Genomic DNA, 23,257 nt, shown 5'->3' with positions numbered 1-23,257 from the left:
AAAATAGTCAATAAAATATGGAATCCTTACAGTGCTTATATTTTATTTGGTTATATGCTGATTGTTAAGCTTTATCCGGAGGCCTCACTTTAGGCTACGCTTAAAGTGACCGCGCTTTCGGCGCTACACGGTAGCCTGCCTCAATCCCTGTCCCAAAACCAATCCCTAACCAGGAAAAAAGTTATAGGTTATTAATTCAATTTATACATAAACTGCTCTTTCTCCAGGCTCTCAATAAGTTCTTGGGAGATCTTGACCTTATGCTTCCGGCTGGGCATATGCAACTTCACCTGTTCTTTCATTTCATACACTACAAAATTAAGCCGGCTATCTCCCTTGTGAGCTTGGAAAGTATCTTTGAGCCATTCGATCTTTTCAGTCTTAAGGTCAGCTACATTAAGTTGAATGGTTAACTTTTTCGCGTACTTATCCATCACATCGTGAAGCAGGTTCATATCTGTGAACTGAACTCTGGGTTCGCCTTTCTTCCCTGTATCCTTATTGGTCCAGCCTTCCTTAATATAACATTTAAGATGCACAAAATTATTGGGCACCAGGAAGTGTTTCAATTTCAGGTATTCTTCACCAAATATTTTAAACTCGTACGAATCATCATAATCCTCCATCATAAAGATCGCCCATCCTTTCCCGTTCTTAGATACCCGGTGCTGCACATCAACTATCACTCCTCCTATGGTAAGATCCCTGTTTACGATGGCCTCAAGCTCTCTGAAATCAGATATTTTTCCATTACAAAAATAGTTCATCTCTATCTTGAAATCATCCAGTGGATGGCCTGAAATATAGATCCCCACTACTTCTTTCTCCCTGCGCAGTTTTTCCATGGTTCCCCACTCATCGCATGGAGGAACCTCAGGTTCAGGTATCTGAACTTCGCTGGCTTCACCAAACAGGCTTACCTGTGAGGAGTTCTGATTTTCCTGGAATTTCTGGGCGTATTTTATCACTTTCTCCAGAAAGCTCATTCCGCTGCCATCATCATGGAAATACTGTGCGCGATGGGTGCCGCCAAAACCATCAAAACCTCCGGCCAAAGCCAGATTCTCAAATGCTTTTTTGTTAGCAGCCCTAAGATCTATTCGTTTTGCCATATCGAATATGGATCGATACGGACCTTCTTTAGTTTTCCTGTTCTCAACGATGGTCGCCACGGCTCCGGCTCCAACACCTTTAATAGCACCCATTCCAAATCGGATAGCGTTATTCTTGTTTACCGAGAACTTATAATAGGACTCATTAACATCAGGACCAAGAACCTTAAGCTTCATTCTCTTACATTCTTCCATAAAGAATGTCACCTGCTTAATGTCGTTCATGTTATTGGAAAGCACGGCCGCCATATATTCGGCAGGATAATGTGCTTTCAGATAGGCTGTCTGATAGGCGATCCACGCATAACAGGTGGAATGAGACTTATTGAAAGCGTATGATGCGAAAGCTTCCCAGTCTTTCCATATCTTTTCCAACACCTCTTCTGGATGCCCTTTTTCCTTACCGCCGTTAATGAATTTCGGTTTTAACTGAGCAAGAAGTGCAGCGATCTTCTTACCCATCGCCTTACGGAGCATATCGGCTTCACCCTTACTGAATCCTGCAAGTTTTTGCGATAAAAGCATCACCTGCTCCTGGTAAACCGTAATTCCGTAGGTTTCTTCCAGGTACTCCTCCATTTCAGGCAGGTCATAAGAGATCTCTTCTTCACCATGTTTACGGGCAATGAAACTTGGAATGTATTCCATAGGTCCGGGACGGTAAAGTGCGTTCATGGCAATAAGGTCATCAAACACCGTTGGCTTCAAAGACTGCATGTGCTTCTGCATCCCGGGAGATTCGTACTGGAAGATCCCTATGGTTTCTCCTCTCTGGAAAAGCTTATAGGTCTCCTCGTCATCCAGCGGGAAATTATCAGGATCCAGATCTATACCATGTCTTCCTTTAACTATTTTACAGGTATCCTTGATTAAGGTAAGGGTCTTCAGGCCCAAAAAGTCCATTTTTAGGAGACCAGCACTTTCCACCACCGAGTTATCGAACTGGGTCACATACAGATCGGAATCTTTCGCGACAGAAACCGGTACATAGTTGGTAATGTCACCCGGGGTAATGATCACCCCGCATGCATGTATACCGGTGTTTCTTACTGAACCCTCCAGAACCCTTGCCTGGTTTACGGTCTCAGCTTCCAGATCATCTCCTTCAGCTATATTTAAAAGCTCATTGATCTTTTCAACTTCATCTCCCCTGAATTTACTTTTCAGGGTCTTTTCATCCATACCAAAGATCTTGGCTAGCTTGGTATTCGGGATAAGTTTTGCGATCCTGTCGGCTTCCATCAATGGAAGATCAAGCACCCTTGCCGTATCACGGATGGACGATTTGGCTGCCATGGTTCCATAGGTGATGATCTGAGCCACCTGGTTGGCTCCATACTTCTTGATCACATAATCCATTACCCTGCTTCGGCCCTCATCATCAAAGTCGATATCAATATCGGGCATGCTCACACGATCAGGATTCAGGAATCTCTCAAAAAGCAGATCATACTTTATAGGATCGATATTGGTAATTCCGAGACAATACGCAACCGCTGAACCGGCTGCCGATCCACGACCCGGACCTACCGAAACTCCCATCTCCCTGGCTGCCCTTATGAAATCTTCCACAATAAGGAAGTAACCTGGATAACCGGTGTTTTCAATTACCGATAATTCAAAGTCCAATCGCTCCTTTATACTTTCGGTAATTTCACCATAACGCCCCTTAGCGCCCTCATATGTAATATGTTTTAAATAAGCGTTCTCCCCTCTTTTCCCTCCGTCTTTAAGATCCTCTTCACTCTGGAATTGCTCGGGAATAGTAAACTTTGGAAGAAGTACATCCCTAGCCAGTTCGAAAGGTTCGATCTTCTCGACTATTTTCTGAATATTACTAATAGCCTCAGGGAGATCCTTGAAAAGACCTTTCATTTCATCCCCACTCTTAAAATAATATTCCTGATTGGGAAGACCATACCTGTAACCTCTACCCCGACCAATGGGGGTAGCCTGTTTTTCTCCGTCTTTTACACAAAGAAGAATATCGTGGGCATTGGCATCTTCCTGTTTCCAGTAATAGGTGTTATTGGTAGCTACTAGTTTTATATCATGTTTTTTCGAAAATTCCACCAGCACCGGATTTACCCTGTTCTCATCTTCCTGGTCATGACGCATGATCTCTATATAAAGGTCATCCCCGAACTCCTCTTTCCACCACAACAAAGCTTCCTCTGCCTGCTTTTCCCCCACATTAAGGATCTTGCTCGGCACTTCCCCATAAAGATTCCCTGTGAGGACGATTACGTCCTCCTTATACTTTTTGATTATCTCCTTATCTATACGCGGTACATAGTAGAACCCATCCGTATAGGCCAGAGATGACATTTTCGCCAGATTATGGTATCCGTTCTTGTTCTTTGCAAGCATTACGATCTGGTAACCATTATCCTTTCGGCTTTTATCATCATGCTTCTCACACACGAAGAACTCACAGCCCACAATTGCTTTCATTGGCTGTTTTAAAGGCTCACCGTTTTCCTCAGCCTTTTCATTATGCTCCTTCACCTTCCCATTGTATACTCCAACTTCCTTTACAAAATGAAAGGCGCCCATCATATTTGCATGGTCAGTAAGCGCTACGGCATTCATATTTTCCTCGGCTGCCGCTGCAACAAGATCTGCAATACTAATTGTAGATTGAAGAACAGAAAATTGTGAATGGTTATGAAGATGTGCGAACGGGACCTCATCGAGCTTCTCAAGATTTTCCTGAATTTCCTCGTGTGAAATATCATCGGAAGGTTGCTGTTTCTTCAGCCTTTTCCTGATCTCATCTGAAGCTTTCTTCAGGTTTATATGTTTCAGGCCTATCAGCTCAATCGGTTGCGGATTGGCCTGAGAAAAATTCTCGAAATAATCTGTGGGAACATCCAGCTCCTCTATAGTATAGATCCTTCTTCTTACAAGTTCAAGGAAACAACGGGTGGTGGCCTCAACATCGGCGGTCGCATTATGAGCCTCCGCGAAAGCTTCTTCAAAAAGGAATTCATGTAACTCGGTAAGGGTGGGTAGTTTGAACTTACCTCCTCGCCCGCCGGGAATCTTACATAACTCTGCGGTGGTTTCTGTACATGTATCCAGTACCGGCATTTCTTGAAGTGAATTCTCAAAATCCCTCCTAATGAATTCTGCCCCCATAATGTTGATATCGAAACCAACATTCTGGCCCACAACGAATTTTGATCGTTTCAGGGCTTCATTGAACTTTTCAAGCACCTCATCTAAAGGCACTCCCTGCTCTTTGGCCAGATCGGTAGAAATACCATGAATCCTTTCCGAGTCATATGGAATATCAAAACCATCAGGCTGTACCAGGTAGTCCTGACTCTCAACCAGTTTCCCCATTTTATCATGCACCTGCCAGGCGATCTGTATGCATCGCGGCCAGTTATCAGAATCGGTTAAGGGAGCGTCCCAGCGCTTGGGAAGACCGGTGGTTTCAGTATCAAAAATGAGGTACATTCCTTTGTTTTTTAAGCCTTTATGAAGAATCTAAAATGCTTTGCAAACTTAAAGCATCCCGGCTAAAATAAGGAACTTTATTTCTGAAATAAAACTTAGTTTTCAGGATTTATCAACTATAAAAAAAGCCTCACAAAAACCTGAATAATCAGATTTCTTGTGAGGCCTGATACGAACACTAAAAACTACTACTACTTCAATCAAACATTGCTCGCATCTGTGTGTTTACATTCCTTCAGTATCGTGTCATTGGGGTGATTTTCCCGAAAGACGTTCCATAGTAGCACAATTAAGCTTGTTTTTCCAGCATCTTCACTTCGTTCAAGGCAGCTACAATCGCATTTTTCTGCTTCATTAAAATATTTCCTGTAGAAGCTGGAATCTCAGATTTCCTGAGTACTTTTTCATATTCCTCCACTGCAGCCCTCTCTCCGCGAATCGCTTCTTCCAGTACAGCTTCATCTTTATCACCAGAAAGACTGGCTTTAAGATTCATCCACGATCTGTGAGCATCCCCAACAAGGCTCGAACCTTTACTGGGCGTCTCTCCAAAATTTCTAATTTCAGATTTAAGTTCGTGACCAAAATCATAACGCTCCTGCGCGCGATCTCTAAAAAATCTTTGCAAATTGGTATTCTTCACCTTTTCGGCTGCAAGTTTATATCCTTTCTCGGCATCATAGGTCTTTTCCAGTAATTCATTAATCATACCGGAAATCTCTTCAGAATAACTCATAGCATTAATTTTTTCCTTTGGGTAAATATAAGTTCCTACACCTACCCTAACAATCTATTTAACAGGGTTTAGCACTAATTAACCACTTTTAACAAGAGCTTCAAATTTTAACCAAATTTCTTCCTAAATAGCATTATTGGAACATTCCAATCTGCTTTTCTCTACAGCAGATACAAAAAGAAGCAGAAACACTTGGAAATTAGAAAAATGTAGTATCTTTGCACACTTATTAATAACCGGGGTCGAGAACCCCAAAATTTAATTTTTATGCCAGTAAAAATAAGATTACAAAGACACGGAAAAAAAGGAAAACCTTTTTTCTGGATCGTTGCTGCAGATTCACGCGCAAAAAGAGACGGTAAATTTTTGGAAAAATTGGGAACTTACAACCCTAACACCAACCCCGCTACTATCAAGCTTGATGTAGACGGAGCTGTTACATGGTTGCAAAATGGTGCCCAGCCAACAGATACTGCTCGTGCTATCCTTTCTTATAAAGGAGCTCTACTTAAGAAACACCTTGCAGTAGGTGTTAGAAAAGGTGCTCTTACTGAAGAGCAGGCTGAAGAGAAATTCAAAGCCTGGTTAGAAGAGAAAGAAGGGAAGATTGGTGCTAAAAAAGATTCTTTAGAGAAAGCCAAAGAAGAAGAGAAGGCTAAAGCTCTGGAAGCTGAAAAAGCAGCCAACGCAAAGCGTGAAGCTGAAGTCAAGGAAGCTGAAGAAGCAGAGGCTGCTGCCGCTGCTGAAGCTGAAGCTGCAGAAGCAACAGACGAAGCGACTGTAGAAAGTGCTGAAGAGGAAGTGGGAGCTGCAACTGCAGAAGAAGCTAAAACTGAAGACAAAAAAGACGCTTAAAACAGCTACCGGCGATGACTAAGGAAGAATGCTTCTACCTGGGAAATATCGTTGGTAAATTTAGCTTTAAAGGAGAGGTGCTCATAAAACTTGACACCGACGAACCTGAAACTTACACAGAAATGGAATCAGTTCTCATTGAATACAATGAAAATCTGGTTCCATTTTTTATTGAACGTTCTTCACTGCATAAAAGCGACCTGCTGCGCATCAAATTTGAGGATATCAGCACAGAAGAAGATGCCGAAGATCTTATTGGAGCCAAACTTTATCTCCCCCTTAGCCTGTTACCAGAACTTCCTGAAGATAAATTCTACTTTCACGAGATCATCGGGTTTGATGTCATAGATGCGCATCACGGAAATATAGGAAAGATAGTTTCTGTGAACGATTCTACCGCCCAGGCTCTGTTTGAAATTGAAAAGGACGGGAAACAGATACTAATTCCTATGAACGATGAGTTCATTCAAAGGATTGATAAGCCTAATAAAACCATTTATCTCACCACTCCTGAAGGTCTAGTAGACCTGTATCTTCAATAGTCTTTTTTCGTAGATTCATAAAAAAGGGCCGAAATAAGTATTATTCCGACCCCAGATCTTTATAGTTTCCTGAATTTACACTACAATATTCACGATCTTACCAGGTACAACGATCACCTTTTTAGGAGCCGATCCCGATAATTGATTTTTTGTACGATCGTCTTCAAGAACCGCTTTCTCTATATCATCTTTTCCCAAATCCAATGGTAATTCCATTGTAAATCTCATTTTCCCATTAAAGGAAACCGGATAGTTCTTGGTGCTCTCTACAAGATATTTTTCTTCACAAACAGGATATCTGGCTGTAGAAACAGAATCGGTATTCCCCAGTCTTTCCCATAGCTCTTCCGCAATATGCGGTGCATAAGGAGCGATTAGAACCGCCAGCGGCTCAAGCACATCCCTGCTATTGCATTTTTGAGCTGTAAGCTCGTTCACACAGATCATAAAGGTTGAAACCGAAGTATTAAAACTGAATTCTTCTATATCTTCTGTAACCTTTTTAATGGTCTTATGAAGCGTCTTTAACGAGTCAGCCGAAGCTTTTTCATCCGAAACCGAGAATTCCTCCCCATTGTGATAAAGCTTCCAGAGCTTTTTAAGAAAGCTATGAACTCCGGTGATCCCGGCAGTGTTCCAGGGTTTTGCCTGGTCCAGCGGACCGAGGAACATCTCATACATCCTTAAAGTATCTGCCCCGTAATTTGCGCATATGTCATCGGGATTCACCACGTTATATTTGGACTTGGACATTTTTTCCACCTCCCGTCCAACAATATATTTCCCGTCTTCAGTAAGGAATTTAGCTTCTGCGAATTCAGGACGCCATCTCTTGAAACCTTCAATATCAAGTTCATCAGAAGCGTTTACTAAAGAAACATCTGCATGAATAGGCTGAACATTGTTGCCTTTTACCTGATTTTTAGAGACAAAGACATTCTCTCCTTCAAGTCTGTATACAAAAGCACTGGTTCCAAGGATCATTCCTTGATTGATAAGTTTTTTGAATGGCTCTTCAACCGTTAACCATCCGCGATCGTAAAGGAACTTTGTCCAGAATCTCGAATATAATAGGTGACCTGTTGCGTGTTCGCTACCACCAATATACAGATCCACATTTTCCCAGTACTTCTGTGCTTCTTCCGAAACAAAACGATCAGGATTCCCCGCATCCATATACCTGAAAAGATACCAGCTGCTTCCTGCCCATCCCGGCATGGTGTTAAGCTCTAAAGGGAATATGGTTTTATCATCTATTTCAGAATTTGAAACCACCTCGTTATTCTTCGTATCCCAGGCCCAGTGAGTCGCATTTCCCAATGGTGGCTCACCAGTCTCGGTTGGGAGATATTTCTCAACTTCAGGCAACCTCAAAGGAAGATATTTCTCCTCTATCATTTTAGGAAGTCCGTTCACATAATAAACCGGAAAGGGTTCTCCCCAGTATCGTTGACGGCTAAACACGGCATCTCTTAACCTGTAATTCGTCTTTCCATATCCCTGACCTGTCTTTTCAAGTTCAAGGATCACTTTATTCAAAGCTTCTTTATATTCCAGTCCGCTAAGAAAATCTGAATTAGCGATCACCGTACCTTCCTTGCCCGCATAGGCCTCCTGAGAAACATCTACATTTTCAAAAATATTTTTGATAGGAATATCAAAATGTCTTGCAAAATCATGGTCACGCTGATCCCCGCATGGCACCGCCATTACGGCTCCCGTTCCATAGCCGGCAAGCACATAGTCCCCGATCCAGATCGGCACCGACTCTCCGGTGAAAGGATGTTCTGCGTAAGCACCGGTGAAAACCCCACTTATAGTCTTTACATCAGCCATACGTTCACGTTCACTTCGTTTGGCAGTAGCTTCCATATAAGCTTCCACCTCTTCCTTATGCTCTGGTGTAGTTATCTTTTTCACCAATTCATGCTCAGGAGCGAGGGTCATAAAAGTCACTCCAAAGATAGTATCAGGCCTGGTGGTAAATACCCCGATTTTGTATGGTGAATTCTGAATTTTAAAATCCACATGAGCACCCACTGATTTCCCAATCCAGTTACGCTGGCTTTCCTTAAGGCTTTCAGTCCAGTCGATCTTATCAAGACCTTGAAGCAATCTTTCGGCAAAAGCTGAGATTCTCATGCTCCACTGGGTCATTTTCTTTCTTACCACGGGATAACCTCCACGTTCAGAAACCCCATTCACTATCTCGTCGTTCGCAAGAACGGTTCCCAGTTGCGGACACCAATTGACTTCGGCTTCTGCGAGATAGGTAAGACGGTATTTGAGTAAGATTCGTTCCTTGTCATCAGCTGAGAAGGCATTCCACTCATCTGCCGTAAAACTTTCTGTATCATCATCACATACGGCATTCAGCCTTGTATTTCCTTCAGCGGAAAAGATCTCCTCAAGCTCAGTGATAGGCCTGGACTTTTCAGCCTCTTCATCATACCAGCTTTCAAAAAGCTGAATAAATATCCATTGTGTCCATTTATAATAATCCGGCTCACTGGTTCTCACTTCGCGACTCCAATCGAATGAGAATCCTATTTTATCAAGCTGCTCCCGATAACGATTAATATTATTCTCGGTAGTTAATGCGGGATGCTGGCCGGTTTGAATAGCATACTGCTCAGCAGGAAGTCCAAAACTATCATAGCCCTGCGGATGCAACACATTAAATCCCTTATGGCGCTTGTAACGTGCATAGATATCACTGGCAATATATCCTAAGGGATGGCCCACATGCAATCCCGCCCCTGATGGGTAAGGGAACATGTCCAGCACGTAATACTTAGGTTTTTCTGATTCGTTAGAGGCTTTATAAGTCTGGTTTTGGGCCCAGTATTTCTGCCATTTTTCTTCGATCTTATTAAAGTGATAACTCATGTTCTTTCTTACTTTTAATTCCCGTAATGCACAACTTGTTTCAGCATCTCTGAGACCCTGAATTATCCCGATAGCTATCGGGACAGGGTGACGAAGCAATCTGAGACTACATCGTTTTGCTCGAAGTGACCTAAATCACTAATTGCCTGCAAAAATACAATTTTAAACCACTTATAGGGGAATGATAGCAGGTTCTATTCGGCCCTTTTTCGGGCTTCGGCCTCCATAGGTTTCAGGCATTCATAAATGAAACGGTTTGAAGGTGTTTCAATCCCCAGCCGTTTTCCTTCCTTTACAATATACCCATTAAAATTTTCCAGTTCAGAAGGTTTTCCCTCCATAATATCCCGCTGGGTTGAAGCAGTAGTACCCTTTGGTTGAGAATTTATTATTTCGAATACCATGTCGAAATGCTTTTTGGTAAGCGGTATTCCTTTGGCTTTTCCAACTTCGATGATCTCTTTAGCTGAACTTTTCATCATATCTAAAAGATATTCACTCTCCCTGATCTTATCTATTGGAACCCGGGTTAAGCCCCCAATTCCGCTTACGGTGCAGATGAAAAGGAATTTTTTCCAGATCTCCAGCTGAATATTATCCGGAATATGATTTTCAATCCCGGCTTCATCAAATAGATCATGAATTTTCATAAGCCTTGCTGAACTGGAGTTATCAAACTCACCAAAGATGATCTTCGGCTCATAAGCCGCATGTGTTATTTTCCCTGGCGCTTCCAGGAAGCTCACGATAAAACAAAGTCCGGCAAGAACGTTTTTCGGAGGAAGGATTTCAATTAGTTTCTCATAGTTATCGGCGCCGTTCTGTAATGGCAGAACTATGGTATTTTGTCCCATTATTGGTAATAATTCAATAGCTACCGATGGGATCTGCCAGGACTTGATCCCTAAAATTATCAGGTCGGGCTGGGGGACATCAGAAATATCATCGGTGGCCAGTTTTGGTTTAACCTTAAAATTTCCTTTAATACTTTCCACCTCGAGTCCATGTTTCCTGATCTGCTCTAAATGGGCTCCACGAGCGATCATGCTTACATTTAAACCTGCATTGGCAAGCCTTCCTCCAAAATAGCCTCCTACTCCACCAATTCCGTATACCAGTATTTCCATGAATCGAATTTTTTCAAATTTAGGAAACTATGTAGAGATTCCTTTATTACGCTCGGAATGACTTCGTTTTAATTATCAGATCAGTTGTCACATTGAGCGCAGTCGAAGTGTGGCATTTGACGTTCTGTAGATCATGCTTCGACTCCGTTCAGCATTACGGAATATTCAGGATGAGTCATTTCGAAGGAGTATATCGACTGAGAAATCATTTTAATTTCAATAGATTTCTCGCTTTGCTCGAAATGACTTTAAGGTTTCAATCGAAAAAATCTCCCAGGACTTATTTCAGTATATATGGAGATACTGAAACATGTTCAGACCAAGAAACCAGTGTTGCACTGAGCTTGTTGAAGTGCAACTCTTCTAAAGTTAGCTTCGCCCGTGCTCAGCATGACATTAATAGAGAAATTAGAACGATTCCCAATATTTTGGAAACTTTAGGCGTTTTAAAGAACGAGAAAGCTGAACTTTCTTATTTTTACAAAAAATCTGAAGTCACTCTATGACCACATCTTTTGAAAGGTATCAGAAACGCCGACTCATATCCTCATATTTTTCAGTAGTTATAAGTATCTCTCTGGTATTGTTCCTTTTAGGAATGCTGGGCCTTTTGGTTCTTAACACCAAAAAGGTGGCCGATCATTTCAAGGAACAGATAGCACTTACCGTTTATCTGAAAGATAACGCGAAGGAGGTGGAGATCGAGCAGCTGAAGAAAAGTCTGGCCATGGCCGATTATACAAAATCGACTACCTACGTTTCCAAAGAAGATGCTGCAGAGTCGCATAGCGAGGAGATCGGAGAAGATTTCATGGAATTTTTGGGCTATAACCCTTTACAGAATTCCATCGATGTCTATATGAATGCTGATTATGTCTCTTCAGAACAGGTGGATAAGATTGCGGCCGGTCTTACCGAAAAAGGCTTTGTTGATGAAGTGGTGTACGACAAACCTCTTATCGCCCTGCTTAACGATAATGTCAAAAAAATAAGCCTGTGGGTGTTGATCGCCAGTTCGGTTTTCACATTCATCGCAGTATTACTCATTAATAGTAGCATCAGACTGGCGGTCTATTCAAAAAGATTCATCATCAAAACCATGCAGATGGTGGGTGCCACCAAAGGCTTTATCAGAAGGCCTTTTATATGGCAGAGCGTAAAGCTTGGGATCATAGGTGCAATCGTGGCTCTCATTGGTATGGCAGGAGTACTTTATTACCTCAACAATAGCTTTAGAGAACTTGACCTTTTGGGTGATGTAAAAATGTTGGCTACCTTATTTATAGGAATCTTCCTGATGGGAATTGTGATAACGTGGATAAGTACGTACTTTGCGACATCGCGTTTTCTTAATCTGAAAACGGATGAATTATACTATTAAATAATTGTAAGCGAGCTTACAGCTTTTAACTTTTGAAAATGAAAGACAATAATAATAACGGAGGCAGCTTTAACACAGGATTTGTTTTTGGAAAGAAGAACTATACTTTCATGTTCATTGGTCTCGCCGTGATCGCATTGGGTTTTATCCTGATGTCTGGTGGTGGAAGTGAAGACCCGAACCAATTCAACGATGCCATTTATAATTTTCAAAGGATCAGGCTTGCACCTGCATTGGTTCTTATCGGTTTTGCGATCGAGGTCTACGCCATTTTGTTGAATCCCCGTAAAAAATAAGAATCTTGAACGCATTTGATGCTGCCATCCTTGGGATCATCCAGGGACTTACCGAATTTCTACCTGTTTCTTCCAGTGGTCATCTGGAACTTGGAAAAGCGATTCTTGGAGATACCAGCGTGCCGGAAGAGTCACTTCTTTTCACCGTTGTACTTCACTTTGCTACCGCCCTGAGCACAATAGTAGTCTTTAGAAAAGATGTTTTTGAGATCATTGGAGGGCTCCTTCAGTTCAAATGGAATGAGGAGACCAGGTTTTCACTAAAGATCATTATCTCCATGATGCCCGCTGTGGTCATTGGTGTTCTTTTTGAAGATGAGCTGGAAGCCTTGTTCAGTGGTAATATCATTTTTGTAGGTTTTATGCTTCTCGTCACCGCCCTGCTACTTTGGCTTGCTGATAAGGCCAAAGATACTGGCAAAAAAGTGAGTTATATGAACTCCTTTGTTATTGGAGTCTCCCAGGCTATAGCCATGCTCCCGGGAATTTCTCGAAGCGGAGCAACTATCTCAACTTCTGTGCTGTTAGGGAACGACAAGACCAAAGCAGCGAGATTTTCATTCTTGATGGTGGTCCCCTTAATTTTCGGAAAAATCGCAAAGGATATTCTTAGTGGAGATCTGGCAAACAGCTCCACCGAATTTTCTGTTCTGGCTATCGGCTTTGTGACTGCTTTTATTGCCGGACTAGTAGCCTGTACGTGGATGATCTCGCTGGTTAGAAGAAGTAAACTTTCATGGTTTGCGGTCTATTGTTTTGTAGTGGGTCTCGCGGCCATTATTTTTGCATATGCGCAATAAGGAATTTACCCTCGAAGAATTCAAAACCGGAGAAATACTTCTTTTTGATAAACCCCTTAACTGGACCTCATTCCAGGTAGTAAATAAGGTAAGATGGCTTATCAGAAAAAGATGCCGCATCAAAAAGATCAAGGTTGGTCATGCGGGGACATTAGACCCTTTGGCTACCGGTTTACTGATTATATGCACCGGGAAATTCACAAAACGAATTCCGGAACTACAGGGACAGATCAAGGAATATACGGGAACGATCACATTAGGCTCCACTACTCCGTCCTATGACCTGGAGACCGAAGTTGACCAGACCTACCCCACTGAACATATTACAGAAAACCTGCTACAGGAAACCGCTAAAAAATTCATCGGTGAAATTGAACAAACCCCTCCGGTATTTTCCGCTTTAAAGAAAGATGGAAAAAGACTTTATGAATATGCCAGGGAAGGCAAGGAAATTGAAGTAAAATCCAGGAAGGTTGAAATTTCGGAATTCCAGATCGACACAGAGAATTTTCCGGAGATAAAATTCAGAGTGGTTTGCAGCAAAGGCACCTATATTAGAAGTCTAGCCCACGAATTCGGCCAGGCTTTAAATAGCGGGGCTCATCTCTCTGAATTAAGACGGACCGGTATTGGCAAATATTCCGTTGAAAATGCCATGAGTATCGACTATTTTGAAAATTTGCTACCTTCACGAGAGAATAATTAGGTCTATTGACTGTTAATTAAGTATGGATTTTTTCGACAGGCATAAAGCCCTGATCATCACTTCGCTCTTATTTTCGATACTGATGCTGGGGCTATATAATTTCAAGCTTTCCTCAAATAACGACGAGGTTAGCGAAATGCTTGTGCAGCTGGACCAGCTCAAAATAGAACAGGAAGAAGAAAAACAGTCTGAACAGCCCAGGGAACAGCAGCAAACCAATCGCAGAAATGTCCAGACTCACCAGGCCTACAATCAGGATAAGGAGACCAGGGAGGCCGATTTCAAAAATAAGCTGAACGACATCTTCGAGAAGAACAGTGCAGAGCAGGAAGAGGCAGAAAATGAGAATACCGAAGGTTCCGAAGGTAATTACGCTGTGAACAAAAAGAATTCCGAAGAAAAGAAAACCCGATCAGACGGTGATAATTCTTCCAAAGAGACCTCGCAAAAGTCGGCTGCCTATGATTACAGTTCTATTTCATTTTCTCTTAAGAGAAGACGCGCCATAAAGATTCCAAATCCTGTGTACACCTGCGACCGGGCCGGAAAAGTGGTGGTGAATATTACCGTTGATGCAAATGGGTTTGTTATAGACACCTCCATTAATCGCGGCAGTTCCACCACCAACAATGAGTGCCTTACCGAGCGTGCACTGGAATATTCGGCAGGAGCGAGATTTACACGGTTAGCGGGGGAGAATGCACAACCTGGCACCATTACTTATCATTTCAGATCTTAGAACTATGGAAGAAGTTAAACGTTGCGGCTGGTGTGTTGGAGATCCATTATACGAAGCCTATCATGATCTCGAATGGGGAGTACCTGTGCTGGATGATGAAAAACTATTCGAATTTCTCACCCTTGAAACCTTTCAGGCGGGATTGAGCTGGATCACGGTTCTACGAAAACGCAATAACTTCAGAGAGGCTTTTGATCATTTCGATTATCGAAAAATAGCCGGATATAAAGACGCAAAGATCACTGAACTGATGCAGAATTCTGGTATCATCAGGAACCAGATGAAAATAAGGGCAGCGGTCACAAATGCCAGAGAATTCATGAAGATACAGGATGAATTTGGCAGTTTTTGTCGATATATCTGGAGTTTTGTTGATGGAGAACCCATTCAGAATGAGATAGAGAATTATAAAGAAGCTCCGGCTACTACAGAAATCAGTGACAAGCTAAGCAAAGATCTGAAAAAACGTGGCTTTAAGTTCGTGGGATCCACGGTGATCTATGCGCATATGCAGGCCACCGGGATGGTGAACGACCATCAAACCGATTGTTTCAGGTATGAAGAGGTAAGAAAACTGGGGAAACAGGTTTCTATTTAAGATATTCCAGGAACTGGCTGCGCGGAATCTCTTCGGCTCCAAGACTTTCCAGGTGACTTGTATAAACCTGGCAGTCTATAATCTTCACACCTTCATTTTTAAGTTTTTCTACCAGTTTGATAAACCCGAATTTGGAAGCATTACTTTCTTTAGCGAACATGCTTTCCCCGCAGAATATTTTTTTGTCTCTTAGGTAAAGGCCGTAAAGTCCACCAACAAGTTCAGATTCTTTCCATACCTCTGTTGAAAAGGCAAATCCTTCCCTATGAAGCTCCAGGTAATTTTCCTTTATTTCATCGGTGATCCAGGTTCCATCCTGGCCTTTTCTGTCTATATCCCCGCAATTCTCCATTACTTTCTCGAACTCCTGGTTGAAAGTAACCCTGAATCTGTTCTGGTTCAGCAAAGGTCTCATGCTTTTGGCGATTTTGAGCTTTTCCGGAAATAACACCATCCTGGGATCTGGCGACCACCAGAGCACCGGCTGATCTTCATTATACCAAGGAAAGATCCCCTTATAATAAGCGTCTTTAAGCCTTGCCGGACTAAGATCACGCCCAATGGCGAGAAGTCCGTCCTCATCGGCTAGACTTACGGGTGGAAATTCATCTGCTGGGCCTATAAAATACAATGGAATAAAATTTAATAGTTGAAAATAAAAAAGTCCGGCTAGTTAAACGAACCGGACTTTAATTTTTTCGTCACCCTGAACTTGGTTCAGGGTCTAAATAAATTAACTTGAGATTCTGAAATAAATTCAGAATGACAAAGATTAAAACGGAAGATCATCATAGTCTTCTTCGTTAAGGTCATTTGCGGGCTCAAACTGATCTGGTGGTGGCACATTCTGGCTTCCAGGCTGCTGAGCAGCAAGATTTTCAATTCTCCAACCCTGGATCGAGTTAAAGTATTTGGTTTCCCCCTGCGGGCTCACCCATTCGCGACCCCTAAGGTTGATACCTATCTTTACAGGCTGACCTACCTGAAAGCTATCCAGTAATCCGGTCTTATCCTGAACGAATTCTATCATTAAAGTCTGTGGATACTGCTCCTCTGTTGTAATAACCAATTCCCTCTTCTGAAAACCATTGCTTCCAAAGGTCTTCGTTTCTCCAATAAGCTTAATTTTTCCTTGTACTTCCATTTCGTTTATTTTGCTAATAATATTTTCCAGGCATTTTCAGGCTGCTCTTTTTCAAGATAAACCTGTGCCCTTTTATGTATTTTTTCCAGGTCTCCGTTTCTGACCAATTTTGCATCTTCTTCGTTAATCTTTAAAAATTCCTCAATTTCATCATTTCCGGGAAGTGCCTCTACATTTCCCAATTTTCCCAGATCATTACCCGTAAGAACCTTACTATTCCTTATTGTGTGCGGAATAGTATCCACTCCTATTCCCAGGGTGGAAAGTGGTTTTGGAACCTCGAACATACCTTCCCTTGCCCTTGTGTACCAGTTACCTCCCATACGGGCTACCTGGTCTATCTTGTATTGATCTATAAATCCATTGTCATCAAGGATTTCTTCCTTGATATGCATTTTCACTACATGACATATCACAAGATTTCCAGCTCCACCTTCAGAGCCGGTTTCTACCACTTCCTTTATCTTGCATTCAAACTGAACCGGTGATTCTGCAACCCTGAAAGGTTTTACAAGATCAGATTTCAGCATGCTTAGCCCGGCCTTTTCAAACTCATTCACCCCCTCGGCATATTCAGTGCTTGAAAGCGACATTTGCTGGACTATATCGAAATTCACGATATTGATCACTACCTCATCGGTCTTTTTGGCATTCTCAAAAGTATGCTTGGTAGTATTGTCCCTTCCCCTTCTTGCAGGTGAAAAGATAAGCACCGGCGGATTGGATCCAAAAACGTTAAAGAAACTAAAGGGAGAAAGATTGGGTCTGCCATTCTCATCAAGGGTACTTGCGAAAGCTATGGGCCTCGGGCCTATTGCTCCCAGAAGATACTGATGTAATTTTCCAACACTAACATCCTTAGGTTCTATACTTAACATAGAGAAATTTTTGCCAAAGATAAAGAAACGATGAAGGAATGAAAAGCAATGCCTCACAATAAAAATAGATTTAAAACGCTTATATTTAATTCGGATAAAAAGCCGGAAAATTCATGCAATTACCCGACGAGCGCAACTTTAATCGCTGGTTCATCATAATTTCCTGTCTTGTGGTCATCGTACTGGTGCTCTGGAATACAAGTATATTTTTCCAGAGGCTGAAGGAAGACGAAAGAGCCAAGATGAATATCTGGGCAAGGGCACAGGAAGAACTGGCAAATGCTCCCGAAGATGCCGATCTTACACTTGTCCTGGAGATCCTGAACAATAACACCACGATTCCCATTATCCATACAGATGAACATGGTGAAGTGGCCTATACTACCAATATTGATCCAAGCATACTTGAAGACCCGGAACGCACACAGGAATATCTTGAGGATCTAAAGGATGAGAATGAACCCATAGCCGTTGACCTGGGTGACGGACAGATCCAGTACCTCTATTATGGAAATTCACCTGCACTTAACAAATTGAAATATTATCCCATTGGCCTTACCCTGATAGGCTTCTTATTTATTGGGGTTGTATACTTTTTTTATACCACAACGAAAAGCAGTGAACAAAACAAACTCTGGGCCGGAATGGCAAAGGAGACCGCGCACCAGATAGGCACCCCACTAAGTTCTTTAATTGGCTGGACCGAAATTCTAAAAGCGGAAAAGGTAAATCCTGCTTTTGTAGAAGAAATGGAGAAGGATATTGAAAGGTTACAGACCATTACCGAAAGGTTCTCCAAAATAGGTTCCTTACCAAATTTACGGGAAACCGATATTGTAAATGCCACCAAAGAAAGTTTCGAATACCTGAAATCAAGAAGTTCCGAGCTTATCGAATTCAGTATCCGGGCTCCAAGACAACCCATAAATGTAATGCTGAATGAACAGCTCTATAGCTGGACCATTGAAAACCTGGTGAAGAATGCCATAGATGCCATGCGTGGCAAAGGTTCTCTGAGCATAGAGATAAAACAAGATCTGCGGCAGGCCCATATCTATATTACCGATACAGGAAAAGGAATTGAGAAGAATAGATTTCGGGTCATTTTTGAACCGGGACAGACAACAAAGAAAAGAGGCTGGGGACTTGGACTTTCTCTTGCCAAAAGGATCATAGAAGAATATCACCGCGGCAAAATAAAGGTTGCCCGAAGCGAGATCAATAAGGGTACAACTTTTCAGATAAGCCTTAAAAAGGTTTAGAATTCAGATAATTTCTTCCTAAGCCAGTCTGGAACAGGAAATGTTTCATTCTTATTAAAGTCGAAACAAACTACCACATCATGCGCCTCCGCACATATATCCTCCTTCTCGTTAAGAATGATATGCTTTAAGCCAAAACTCTTATTACCGATGAAATCGAGTTTAGTTTTGATCACTGCATTCCCGGGATAAAAAAGTGGCTTCCTGAAATCACATTTTGTAGACACCAGCATGGTGCCCTGGTTAGAACCTTTATAAAAATCGTAAATTCCTGATGCCTCCCAGAAATTCACCCTTCCGCTCTGAAGGTAACGCATGTAAGACACGTTGTTTACATGCTCATACATATCCAGATCACTCCAGTCTATCCTAATTTCCAGGCTTAGTTTAAAATCGGATAATAATGTACTCACAGATCTACTTTTGCCGCTATTTTATCAGCCAGTTCTTTGAACTCCTCATCGCTCATTTCCACATTATTGGAAAAATCCATATCGCCCATTGTATTCAGCGGGATCAAGTGAACATGCGTATGAGGAACTTCAAGACCAACAACAGCCATTCCCACTCTTTTACAGGATACGGTCTTCTCCAGCGCTACCGCCACACACCGCGTAAAACGCATCAATTCCTGGTACATTTCGACCTCCAGGTCCCAGATTTTGTCTACCTCCTTTTTCGGGATACACAAGACATGTCCCTTAGCATTGGGGCGTATGTCCAGAAATGCCAGAAACTTGCTATTTTCAGCGACCTTATAAGCCGGTATCTCTCCTTTTACAATCTTTGTGAATAATGTTGACATAATCAGGTTGGTTTTTAATAAAAATAAAGAATCCTTTTCTTAAATCCGAAAGACCAGATGAAAGAAAAGGATTAAATTTTAATTATAATGGACAGGATTAATCCCTCCAGATCTCGATAACTTCAAATTTCACCGTGCCATTAGGAACTTCTATCTCGGCGGTATCTCCAACCTGCTTCCCAAGCAGACCTTTTCCGATAGGAGAATCCACTGAAATTTTACCCGATTTAAGATCGGCTTCACTCTGGGCTACCAGTTTATATTCCATCTCTGCCCCGTTGGTCTTGTTCTTTATTTTAACATGGGAATGCACCAGCACTTTAGACGTATCCAGCTGGGATTCGTCTATAACCCTTGCATTTGCCACAACTTCCTCCAGTTTGGAGATCTTCATTTCTAGTAAACCCTGAGCTTCCTTGGCCGCATCATATTCAGCATTCTCACTTAAATCTCCCTTATCACGTGCCTCTGCTATCGCCTGAGAAGCCTTCGGCCTTTCCACATCTTTAAGATGATTGAGCTCATCTTTAAGTTTTTTTAACCCCTCCGGGGTATAATAAGATACTTTGCTCATAACTTTCTCGTTTTAATAATCAGGACTTGCGGGAGGAAAGTCCCTGCCCAAAAAAACCTTATAATGATTTAGTAATAAATTAAATCCCAGGGTATAGGATTTCCCGGATCTATAAAGGTTTTAGCCTCCGGAATTAAACTATTGCATCACTAATTGAAAAAATCCCAGTTTTAGCGGGATTTCTCTTAACAAATGTAAGAAATTTAATCATTAGGAACAATTATATTATTTTCGTTGCAACTCAATTTTTTATGAAGAAGATTCTAAGTTTTTTGGGCGTTTTCATCCTGATTACCGCCTGTTCCAGTTCTGATGATAATTACAGGAACAACCCTAACTTACCCGATCTTAATTTCAGGTTCCAGCTTAATTTGAACCTCCCGGAATATAACGATCTGCAGTTCCCCGGCAACTCTTATGCTACCTATAATTACGGAGTGAAGGGAATAGTTATTTACAATATCAATAATTCCCAGTATTCAGCTTTTGAGCTTAGTGACCCTAACCATCCGCCAAGTGAATGTTCGGGGATGACGGTAAACGGTGTGATTGCAACTTGTGATTGCGACAATAACTCATACAACGTAATAACCGGTGAGCTTAGTGAAGGAGAAGGACAGTACACCATGAAGCCCTATCGTATCCAGAGATCCGGCAACATCATAGAGGTATGGAATTAAAAAAGCCCCCTTTTCAAACCCTACATTTAGAAAAGGAGGCTACTGTAACTACCACTGAAGCTATTTACAGCTTCAATGTAAGTCCCAGTAAAAAGTTAGTGGTCGCCTGCGGGTAATACCCGGCTCCATCAAGGGTTTGAACGCCCGAAGGCAAGTCTTCATTGGGAATGTCAAAAGTGTAATAGTATCCGTTAGAGACATATTCTTCACCAAAGATGTTATTTAAAAGTCCGGTAAGCACCAGCTCTCTGAACAACCATGCTTTTTTCCAGGTATACTGAATGTTGAGATCGTTTACAAAGTAACTGTCCAGCTTAGAGTTTTCGGCTTCTACATTGCTCATATATTGCTCACCCACATATTTGGTGAATAGATTCAATTCCAGTCCGTCTGATGGCATATAACTTAGAATGTTGCCGGCAACTATTTCGGGGGAATAAGAAATATCGGTATCACCATACTCTACAAGCTCCCCGTTAAAGGTTGAAACAAACTCAACGTTTTTGTTTCGGCTCAGGGAAATATTTGGTCTGATGCTGAACTTATCAGAAAGTCTTACCGCAGCATCCACTTCCAGTCCCAGGCGATAACTGTTACCACTATTAGCTCGTATAAAAGCACCCACATCATCGATCCCTCCGGTAAGAACAAGTTGGTTCCTGTAATCCATATAGTAAAGATTCGTATTGATCTCCACCGCAGTTTTTTTGTATCTCCAGCCAAGTTCAAAATCGTTCAGTTCTTCAGGTTCCGGATCTCCGTTCTCATAATCGTTCCTGCTTGGCTCGCGGTGGGCCCTGGCATATGAAAAGTAAACCTGATTGCCCGGGTTAAATTCATATGTTAAACCAGCTTTCGGATTAAAAAAACTGAAATTATCGTCATTTAGAAAGCGAGTCTGATCATCCAGCAAACCATCTGTTTCATAACTGATGGTTCTTAATTGAAGATCTGCATAACCTGCAAGTTTTTCTGTGATAGCAAAATTGGCCTTTCCGTATATGTTGAAATCGTTTTTTTCAGCCTGGTTAAAATAATACGGCTCATAAGGATCATTGTTTCTGGCAAATCTGGTATACAGCACTTCTCCAAAATGATCTCCTTCATACCTGTTCCAGCCACCACCAAGGGTCACATCCCAATTGGCATTTTGATAATTCAGGCTGAAAACACTTCCAAAAAAATGATTATCCAGCCATTTTGTACCAACTATATCTGAAGTAGTTACCTCTTCCCCACCAGCTACGAATGGCTCCATTCCAAATTCCACAAGATCGGCATCCTCGTTATATTCTTCGTAGTAACCTCTTCCGTAGGTATAATGAAAGGCCACATTTGAAGACCAGCTCTTCCCGTAATCCTGATTCCAAAGTAACTGATAATGGTCCTGTTTATAATTATCTGTCTGATTGTCGTAGAATCTTGTATTACCATTCTCATCGGTATAAATTCCGGCAGGATTAAATGTCCTGTCGTTTTCAAGAGTTTCCTTATCTATCCCATACCAGGCCTGATAGGTTCTTTCACTCCCCCCGAAGCCCAGTGCCTTTACTAGGGTGTTCTCATTTACATAACTACCCTGTAGAAAATAAGATTTAAGGTCGCTACTCGCACGATCTATATATCCATCACTCCTTATCTTTGAAGCCCTCCCGGCAAACTCCCAGTGATCATCAATGAGCCCCGTACTGAATTTTGCGGTATGTTTAAAGGTGTTATAAGAACCTATACTATTGGCAATTTCAGCCTGCGCCTCCTTTTTATACGAATCGGTAAGAATGTTAAGACTCGCTCCAAAAGCCCCGGCGCCATTTGTAGAAGTCCCTACTCCTCTCTGAAGCTGAAGGTTCTCTACTGAGGATGCAAAATCACCCAGATTCACCCAAAAGGTTCCCTGACTTTCCGCATCGTTATAGGGAATCCCGTTAATGGTCACATTTACCCGGGTCGCATCACTCCCCCTCACCCTTATACCGGTATAACCAACACCTGCTCCGGCATCTGAAGTAGTAACCACATTGGGCATATAACTCATTAAAACCGGGATATCCTGGCCCAGATTACGATCTTCTATCTCTTCATTGGTAAGGTTGCTGTAGGTGATAGGTGACTGGGCGTTCACACGAATTGAAGATAGAAAGACCTCTTCAAGCGTCTCTTCAGCACCACCCAGATCCATATTAACCATCTGATCTGAATCCAGCACCACCTGTCGTGATTTTTGATTTCCGAAGGAAAAAACTATGGTATAGGTCCCCTTCTCAAGAAAAAGGCTGTAATTGCCTTCCGAGTCGGTAAGCGTCCCTTCACCGCTGCTTTTTACGTAAACAGAAGCCTCTTCGAGGGGCAATCCGTTTTCCGTAACTTTTCCTTTAAGTTTAAATTCCTGTGAAAAGGCCTGTATAGAAAGTGCAAACAGGCTCAAAAAAAATAATACATTTTTCATTCGTAATGAATTCTACGAATAAAAAGGGGCGATTATTCCTGATTTAAGTTTATAAATAAAAAAATCCTGACACGCTTATGTCGCGTAAATCAGGAGTACCTATACTGCGCTTTTGCGCAATTCCCTTGGCAGCATTACCTGCCCAGGTTCATTGGGTATGATCTCAGCCCATGGGGCACCCCTTTGTGAGATTGTGGTGCAAATGTAATATGCTTTTTTATA

General features: G+C 42.0%; 21 protein-coding genes and 1 riboswitch. Of the genes, 10 read left to right on the top strand and 11 right to left on the bottom strand.

Annotation, left to right across the window (positions count from 1 at the left end; genetic code table 11):
- Positions 1-191: 191 nt before the first annotated feature.
- Positions 192-4,577, bottom strand: a complete 4,386-nt coding sequence (dnaE, locus tag EZJ28_RS09470; protein ID WP_131397226.1) for a DNA polymerase III subunit alpha — start codon at positions 4,575-4,577, stop codon at positions 192-194.
- A gap of 289 nt (positions 4,578-4,866) precedes the next feature.
- Positions 4,867-5,313 carry a PA2169 family four-helix-bundle protein gene (locus EZJ28_RS09465; RefSeq protein WP_131397223.1) on the bottom strand — a complete coding sequence of 149 codons (447 nt, stop codon included), beginning with the start codon at positions 5,311-5,313 and terminating at the stop codon, positions 4,867-4,869.
- A gap of 267 nt (positions 5,314-5,580) precedes the next feature.
- Between EZJ28_RS09465 and EZJ28_RS09460 the strand changes: the two genes are divergently transcribed.
- Together EZJ28_RS09460 and rimM are read left to right on the top strand one after the other, a co-directional pair.
- Positions 5,581-6,168, top strand: a complete 588-nt coding sequence (locus tag EZJ28_RS09460) for a 30S ribosomal protein S16 (RefSeq protein ID WP_131397221.1) — start codon at positions 5,581-5,583, stop codon at positions 6,166-6,168.
- A gap of 14 nt (positions 6,169-6,182) precedes the next feature.
- Positions 6,183-6,710: a ribosome maturation factor RimM gene (gene rimM / locus EZJ28_RS09455; protein ID WP_131397219.1), complete on the top strand. Its 528-nt coding sequence runs from the start codon at positions 6,183-6,185 to the stop codon at positions 6,708-6,710.
- Positions 6,711-6,785: 75 nt separating this feature from the next.
- On the opposite strand, the gene leuS is transcribed toward rimM, so the two are convergent.
- On the bottom strand, positions 6,786-9,599 hold the full coding sequence (gene leuS, locus EZJ28_RS09450) for a leucine--tRNA ligase (RefSeq protein WP_131397532.1): 2,814 nt from the start codon (positions 9,597-9,599) through the stop codon (positions 6,786-6,788).
- Between the two features lie 194 nt (positions 9,600-9,793).
- A complete protein-coding gene (locus tag EZJ28_RS09445) occupies positions 9,794-10,726 on the bottom strand; it encodes a ketopantoate reductase family protein (RefSeq protein ID WP_131397217.1) in 933 nt (310 codons plus the stop codon).
- A gap of 502 nt (positions 10,727-11,228) precedes the next feature.
- On the opposite strand from EZJ28_RS09445, the gene EZJ28_RS09440 reads away from it, so the two are divergent.
- Genes EZJ28_RS09440 through EZJ28_RS09415 form a run of 6 tightly spaced genes read left to right on the top strand, consistent with a single transcriptional unit; the run spans position 11,229 to position 15,246 of the window.
- The gene (locus EZJ28_RS09440; protein WP_131397215.1) at positions 11,229-12,107 is read left to right on the top strand and encodes an ABC transporter permease; all 879 of its coding nucleotides are present in this window, start codon (positions 11,229-11,231) and stop codon (positions 12,105-12,107) included.
- A gap of 38 nt (positions 12,108-12,145) precedes the next feature.
- On the top strand, positions 12,146-12,403 hold the full coding sequence (locus EZJ28_RS09435) for a DUF3098 domain-containing protein (RefSeq protein ID WP_131397213.1): 258 nt from the start codon (positions 12,146-12,148) through the stop codon (positions 12,401-12,403).
- Between the two features lie 5 nt (positions 12,404-12,408).
- Positions 12,409-13,203, top strand: a complete 795-nt coding sequence (locus EZJ28_RS09430; protein WP_131397211.1) for an undecaprenyl-diphosphate phosphatase — start codon at positions 12,409-12,411, stop codon at positions 13,201-13,203.
- Positions 13,193-13,909, top strand: coding sequence for a tRNA pseudouridine(55) synthase TruB (gene truB / locus EZJ28_RS09425; RefSeq protein WP_131397209.1), 717 nt, complete (start codon positions 13,193-13,195; stop codon positions 13,907-13,909). The genes EZJ28_RS09430 and truB overlap by 11 nt, the downstream gene beginning before the upstream one ends.
- Before the next feature lie 22 nt (positions 13,910-13,931).
- Positions 13,932-14,648, top strand: coding sequence for an energy transducer TonB (locus EZJ28_RS09420; RefSeq protein WP_131397207.1), 717 nt, complete (start codon positions 13,932-13,934; stop codon positions 14,646-14,648).
- Between the two features lie 4 nt (positions 14,649-14,652).
- Positions 14,653-15,246 carry a DNA-3-methyladenine glycosylase I gene (locus EZJ28_RS09415; RefSeq protein ID WP_131397530.1) on the top strand — a complete coding sequence of 198 codons (594 nt, stop codon included), beginning with the start codon at positions 14,653-14,655 and terminating at the stop codon, positions 15,244-15,246.
- Here the strand turns inward: EZJ28_RS09415 and aat are convergent.
- The 3 genes from aat to EZJ28_RS09400 all read right to left on the bottom strand — a co-directional run bounded on the left by aat (position 15,239) and on the right by EZJ28_RS09400 (position 17,268).
- Positions 15,239-15,877 (bottom strand): leucyl/phenylalanyl-tRNA--protein transferase, encoded by a 639-nt coding sequence (gene aat / locus EZJ28_RS09410; protein WP_131397205.1) that lies wholly within the window; start codon positions 15,875-15,877, stop codon positions 15,239-15,241. The genes EZJ28_RS09415 and aat overlap by 8 nt on opposite strands.
- 141 nt (positions 15,878-16,018) lie before the next feature.
- Entirely contained in the window at positions 16,019-16,390 is a 372-nt protein-coding gene (locus tag EZJ28_RS09405; protein ID WP_131397203.1) for a DUF3127 domain-containing protein, read from the bottom strand.
- Between the two features lie 5 nt (positions 16,391-16,395).
- On the bottom strand, positions 16,396-17,268 hold the full coding sequence (locus EZJ28_RS09400; protein WP_131397201.1) for a flavin reductase family protein: 873 nt from the start codon (positions 17,266-17,268) through the stop codon (positions 16,396-16,398).
- A 113-nt stretch (positions 17,269-17,381) separates the two neighbouring features.
- On the opposite strand from EZJ28_RS09400, the gene EZJ28_RS09395 reads away from it, so the two are divergent.
- Entirely contained in the window at positions 17,382-18,530 is a 1,149-nt protein-coding gene (locus tag EZJ28_RS09395; RefSeq protein WP_131397199.1) for a HAMP domain-containing sensor histidine kinase, read from the top strand.
- On the opposite strand, the gene EZJ28_RS09390 is transcribed toward EZJ28_RS09395, so the two are convergent.
- The 3 genes from EZJ28_RS09390 to greA all read right to left on the bottom strand — a co-directional run bounded on the left by EZJ28_RS09390 (position 18,527) and on the right by greA (position 19,909).
- Positions 18,527-18,943: a thioesterase family protein gene (locus EZJ28_RS09390; RefSeq protein ID WP_242670097.1), complete on the bottom strand. Its 417-nt coding sequence runs from the start codon at positions 18,941-18,943 to the stop codon at positions 18,527-18,529. The genes EZJ28_RS09395 and EZJ28_RS09390 overlap by 4 nt on opposite strands.
- Positions 18,940-19,335: an HIT family protein gene (locus EZJ28_RS09385; protein ID WP_131397197.1), complete on the bottom strand. Its 396-nt coding sequence runs from the start codon at positions 19,333-19,335 to the stop codon at positions 18,940-18,942. Before EZJ28_RS09385 ends, EZJ28_RS09390 begins: the two co-directional genes overlap by 4 nt.
- Before the next feature lie 97 nt (positions 19,336-19,432).
- Positions 19,433-19,909, bottom strand: a complete 477-nt coding sequence (greA, locus tag EZJ28_RS09380; RefSeq protein WP_131397195.1) for a transcription elongation factor GreA — start codon at positions 19,907-19,909, stop codon at positions 19,433-19,435.
- Between the two features lie 251 nt (positions 19,910-20,160).
- Between greA and EZJ28_RS09375 the strand changes: the two genes are divergently transcribed.
- Positions 20,161-20,589, top strand: a complete 429-nt coding sequence (locus tag EZJ28_RS09375; RefSeq protein ID WP_131397193.1) for a hypothetical protein — start codon at positions 20,161-20,163, stop codon at positions 20,587-20,589.
- Between the two features lie 64 nt (positions 20,590-20,653).
- On the opposite strand, the gene EZJ28_RS09370 is transcribed toward EZJ28_RS09375, so the two are convergent.
- Positions 20,654-23,035, bottom strand: a complete 2,382-nt coding sequence (locus tag EZJ28_RS09370) for a TonB-dependent receptor domain-containing protein (RefSeq protein WP_131397191.1) — start codon at positions 23,033-23,035, stop codon at positions 20,654-20,656.
- A 103-nt stretch (positions 23,036-23,138) separates the two neighbouring features.
- A riboswitch (TPP riboswitch) is annotated at positions 23,139-23,228 on the bottom strand.
- Positions 23,229-23,257 lie beyond the last annotated feature (29 nt).

The organism is Gramella sp. KN1008 (genome assembly GCF_004332155.1).
Lineage (GTDB): Bacteria > Bacteroidota > Bacteroidia > Flavobacteriales > Flavobacteriaceae > Christiangramia.
This window is presented reverse-complemented; position numbering and strand designations above follow the sequence as displayed.

Bases quoted from the DNA above. Each gene is read 5' to 3' on its own strand.
- dnaE (WP_131397226.1), bottom strand. From the start codon at position 4,577: ATGTACCTCATTTTTGATACTGAAACCACCGGTCTTCCCAAGCGCTGG.
- EZJ28_RS09465 (WP_131397223.1), bottom strand. From the start codon at position 5,313: ATGAGTTATTCTGAAGAGATTTCCGGTATGATTAATGAATTACTGGAA.
- EZJ28_RS09460 (WP_131397221.1), top strand. From the start codon at position 5,581: ATGCCAGTAAAAATAAGATTACAAAGACACGGAAAAAAAGGAAAACCT.
- rimM (WP_131397219.1), top strand. From the start codon at position 6,183: ATGACTAAGGAAGAATGCTTCTACCTGGGAAATATCGTTGGTAAATTT.
- leuS (WP_131397532.1), bottom strand. From the start codon at position 9,599: ATGAGTTATCACTTTAATAAGATCGAAGAAAAATGGCAGAAATACTGG.
- EZJ28_RS09445 (WP_131397217.1), bottom strand. From the start codon at position 10,726: ATGGAAATACTGGTATACGGAATTGGTGGAGTAGGAGGCTATTTTGGA.
- EZJ28_RS09440 (WP_131397215.1), top strand. From the start codon at position 11,229: ATGACCACATCTTTTGAAAGGTATCAGAAACGCCGACTCATATCCTCA.
- EZJ28_RS09435 (WP_131397213.1), top strand. From the start codon at position 12,146: ATGAAAGACAATAATAATAACGGAGGCAGCTTTAACACAGGATTTGTT.
- truB (WP_131397209.1), top strand. From the start codon at position 13,193: ATGCGCAATAAGGAATTTACCCTCGAAGAATTCAAAACCGGAGAAATA.
- EZJ28_RS09420 (WP_131397207.1), top strand. From the start codon at position 13,932: ATGGATTTTTTCGACAGGCATAAAGCCCTGATCATCACTTCGCTCTTA.
- EZJ28_RS09415 (WP_131397530.1), top strand. From the start codon at position 14,653: ATGGAAGAAGTTAAACGTTGCGGCTGGTGTGTTGGAGATCCATTATAC.
- EZJ28_RS09405 (WP_131397203.1), bottom strand. From the start codon at position 16,390: ATGGAAGTACAAGGAAAAATTAAGCTTATTGGAGAAACGAAGACCTTT.
- EZJ28_RS09400 (WP_131397201.1), bottom strand. From the start codon at position 17,268: ATGTTAAGTATAGAACCTAAGGATGTTAGTGTTGGAAAATTACATCAG.
- EZJ28_RS09395 (WP_131397199.1), top strand. From the start codon at position 17,382: ATGCAATTACCCGACGAGCGCAACTTTAATCGCTGGTTCATCATAATT.
- EZJ28_RS09385 (WP_131397197.1), bottom strand. From the start codon at position 19,335: ATGTCAACATTATTCACAAAGATTGTAAAAGGAGAGATACCGGCTTAT.
- greA (WP_131397195.1), bottom strand. From the start codon at position 19,909: ATGAGCAAAGTATCTTATTATACCCCGGAGGGGTTAAAAAAACTTAAA.
- EZJ28_RS09375 (WP_131397193.1), top strand. From the start codon at position 20,161: ATGAAGAAGATTCTAAGTTTTTTGGGCGTTTTCATCCTGATTACCGCC.
- EZJ28_RS09370 (WP_131397191.1), bottom strand. From the start codon at position 23,035: ATGAAAAATGTATTATTTTTTTTGAGCCTGTTTGCACTTTCTATACAG.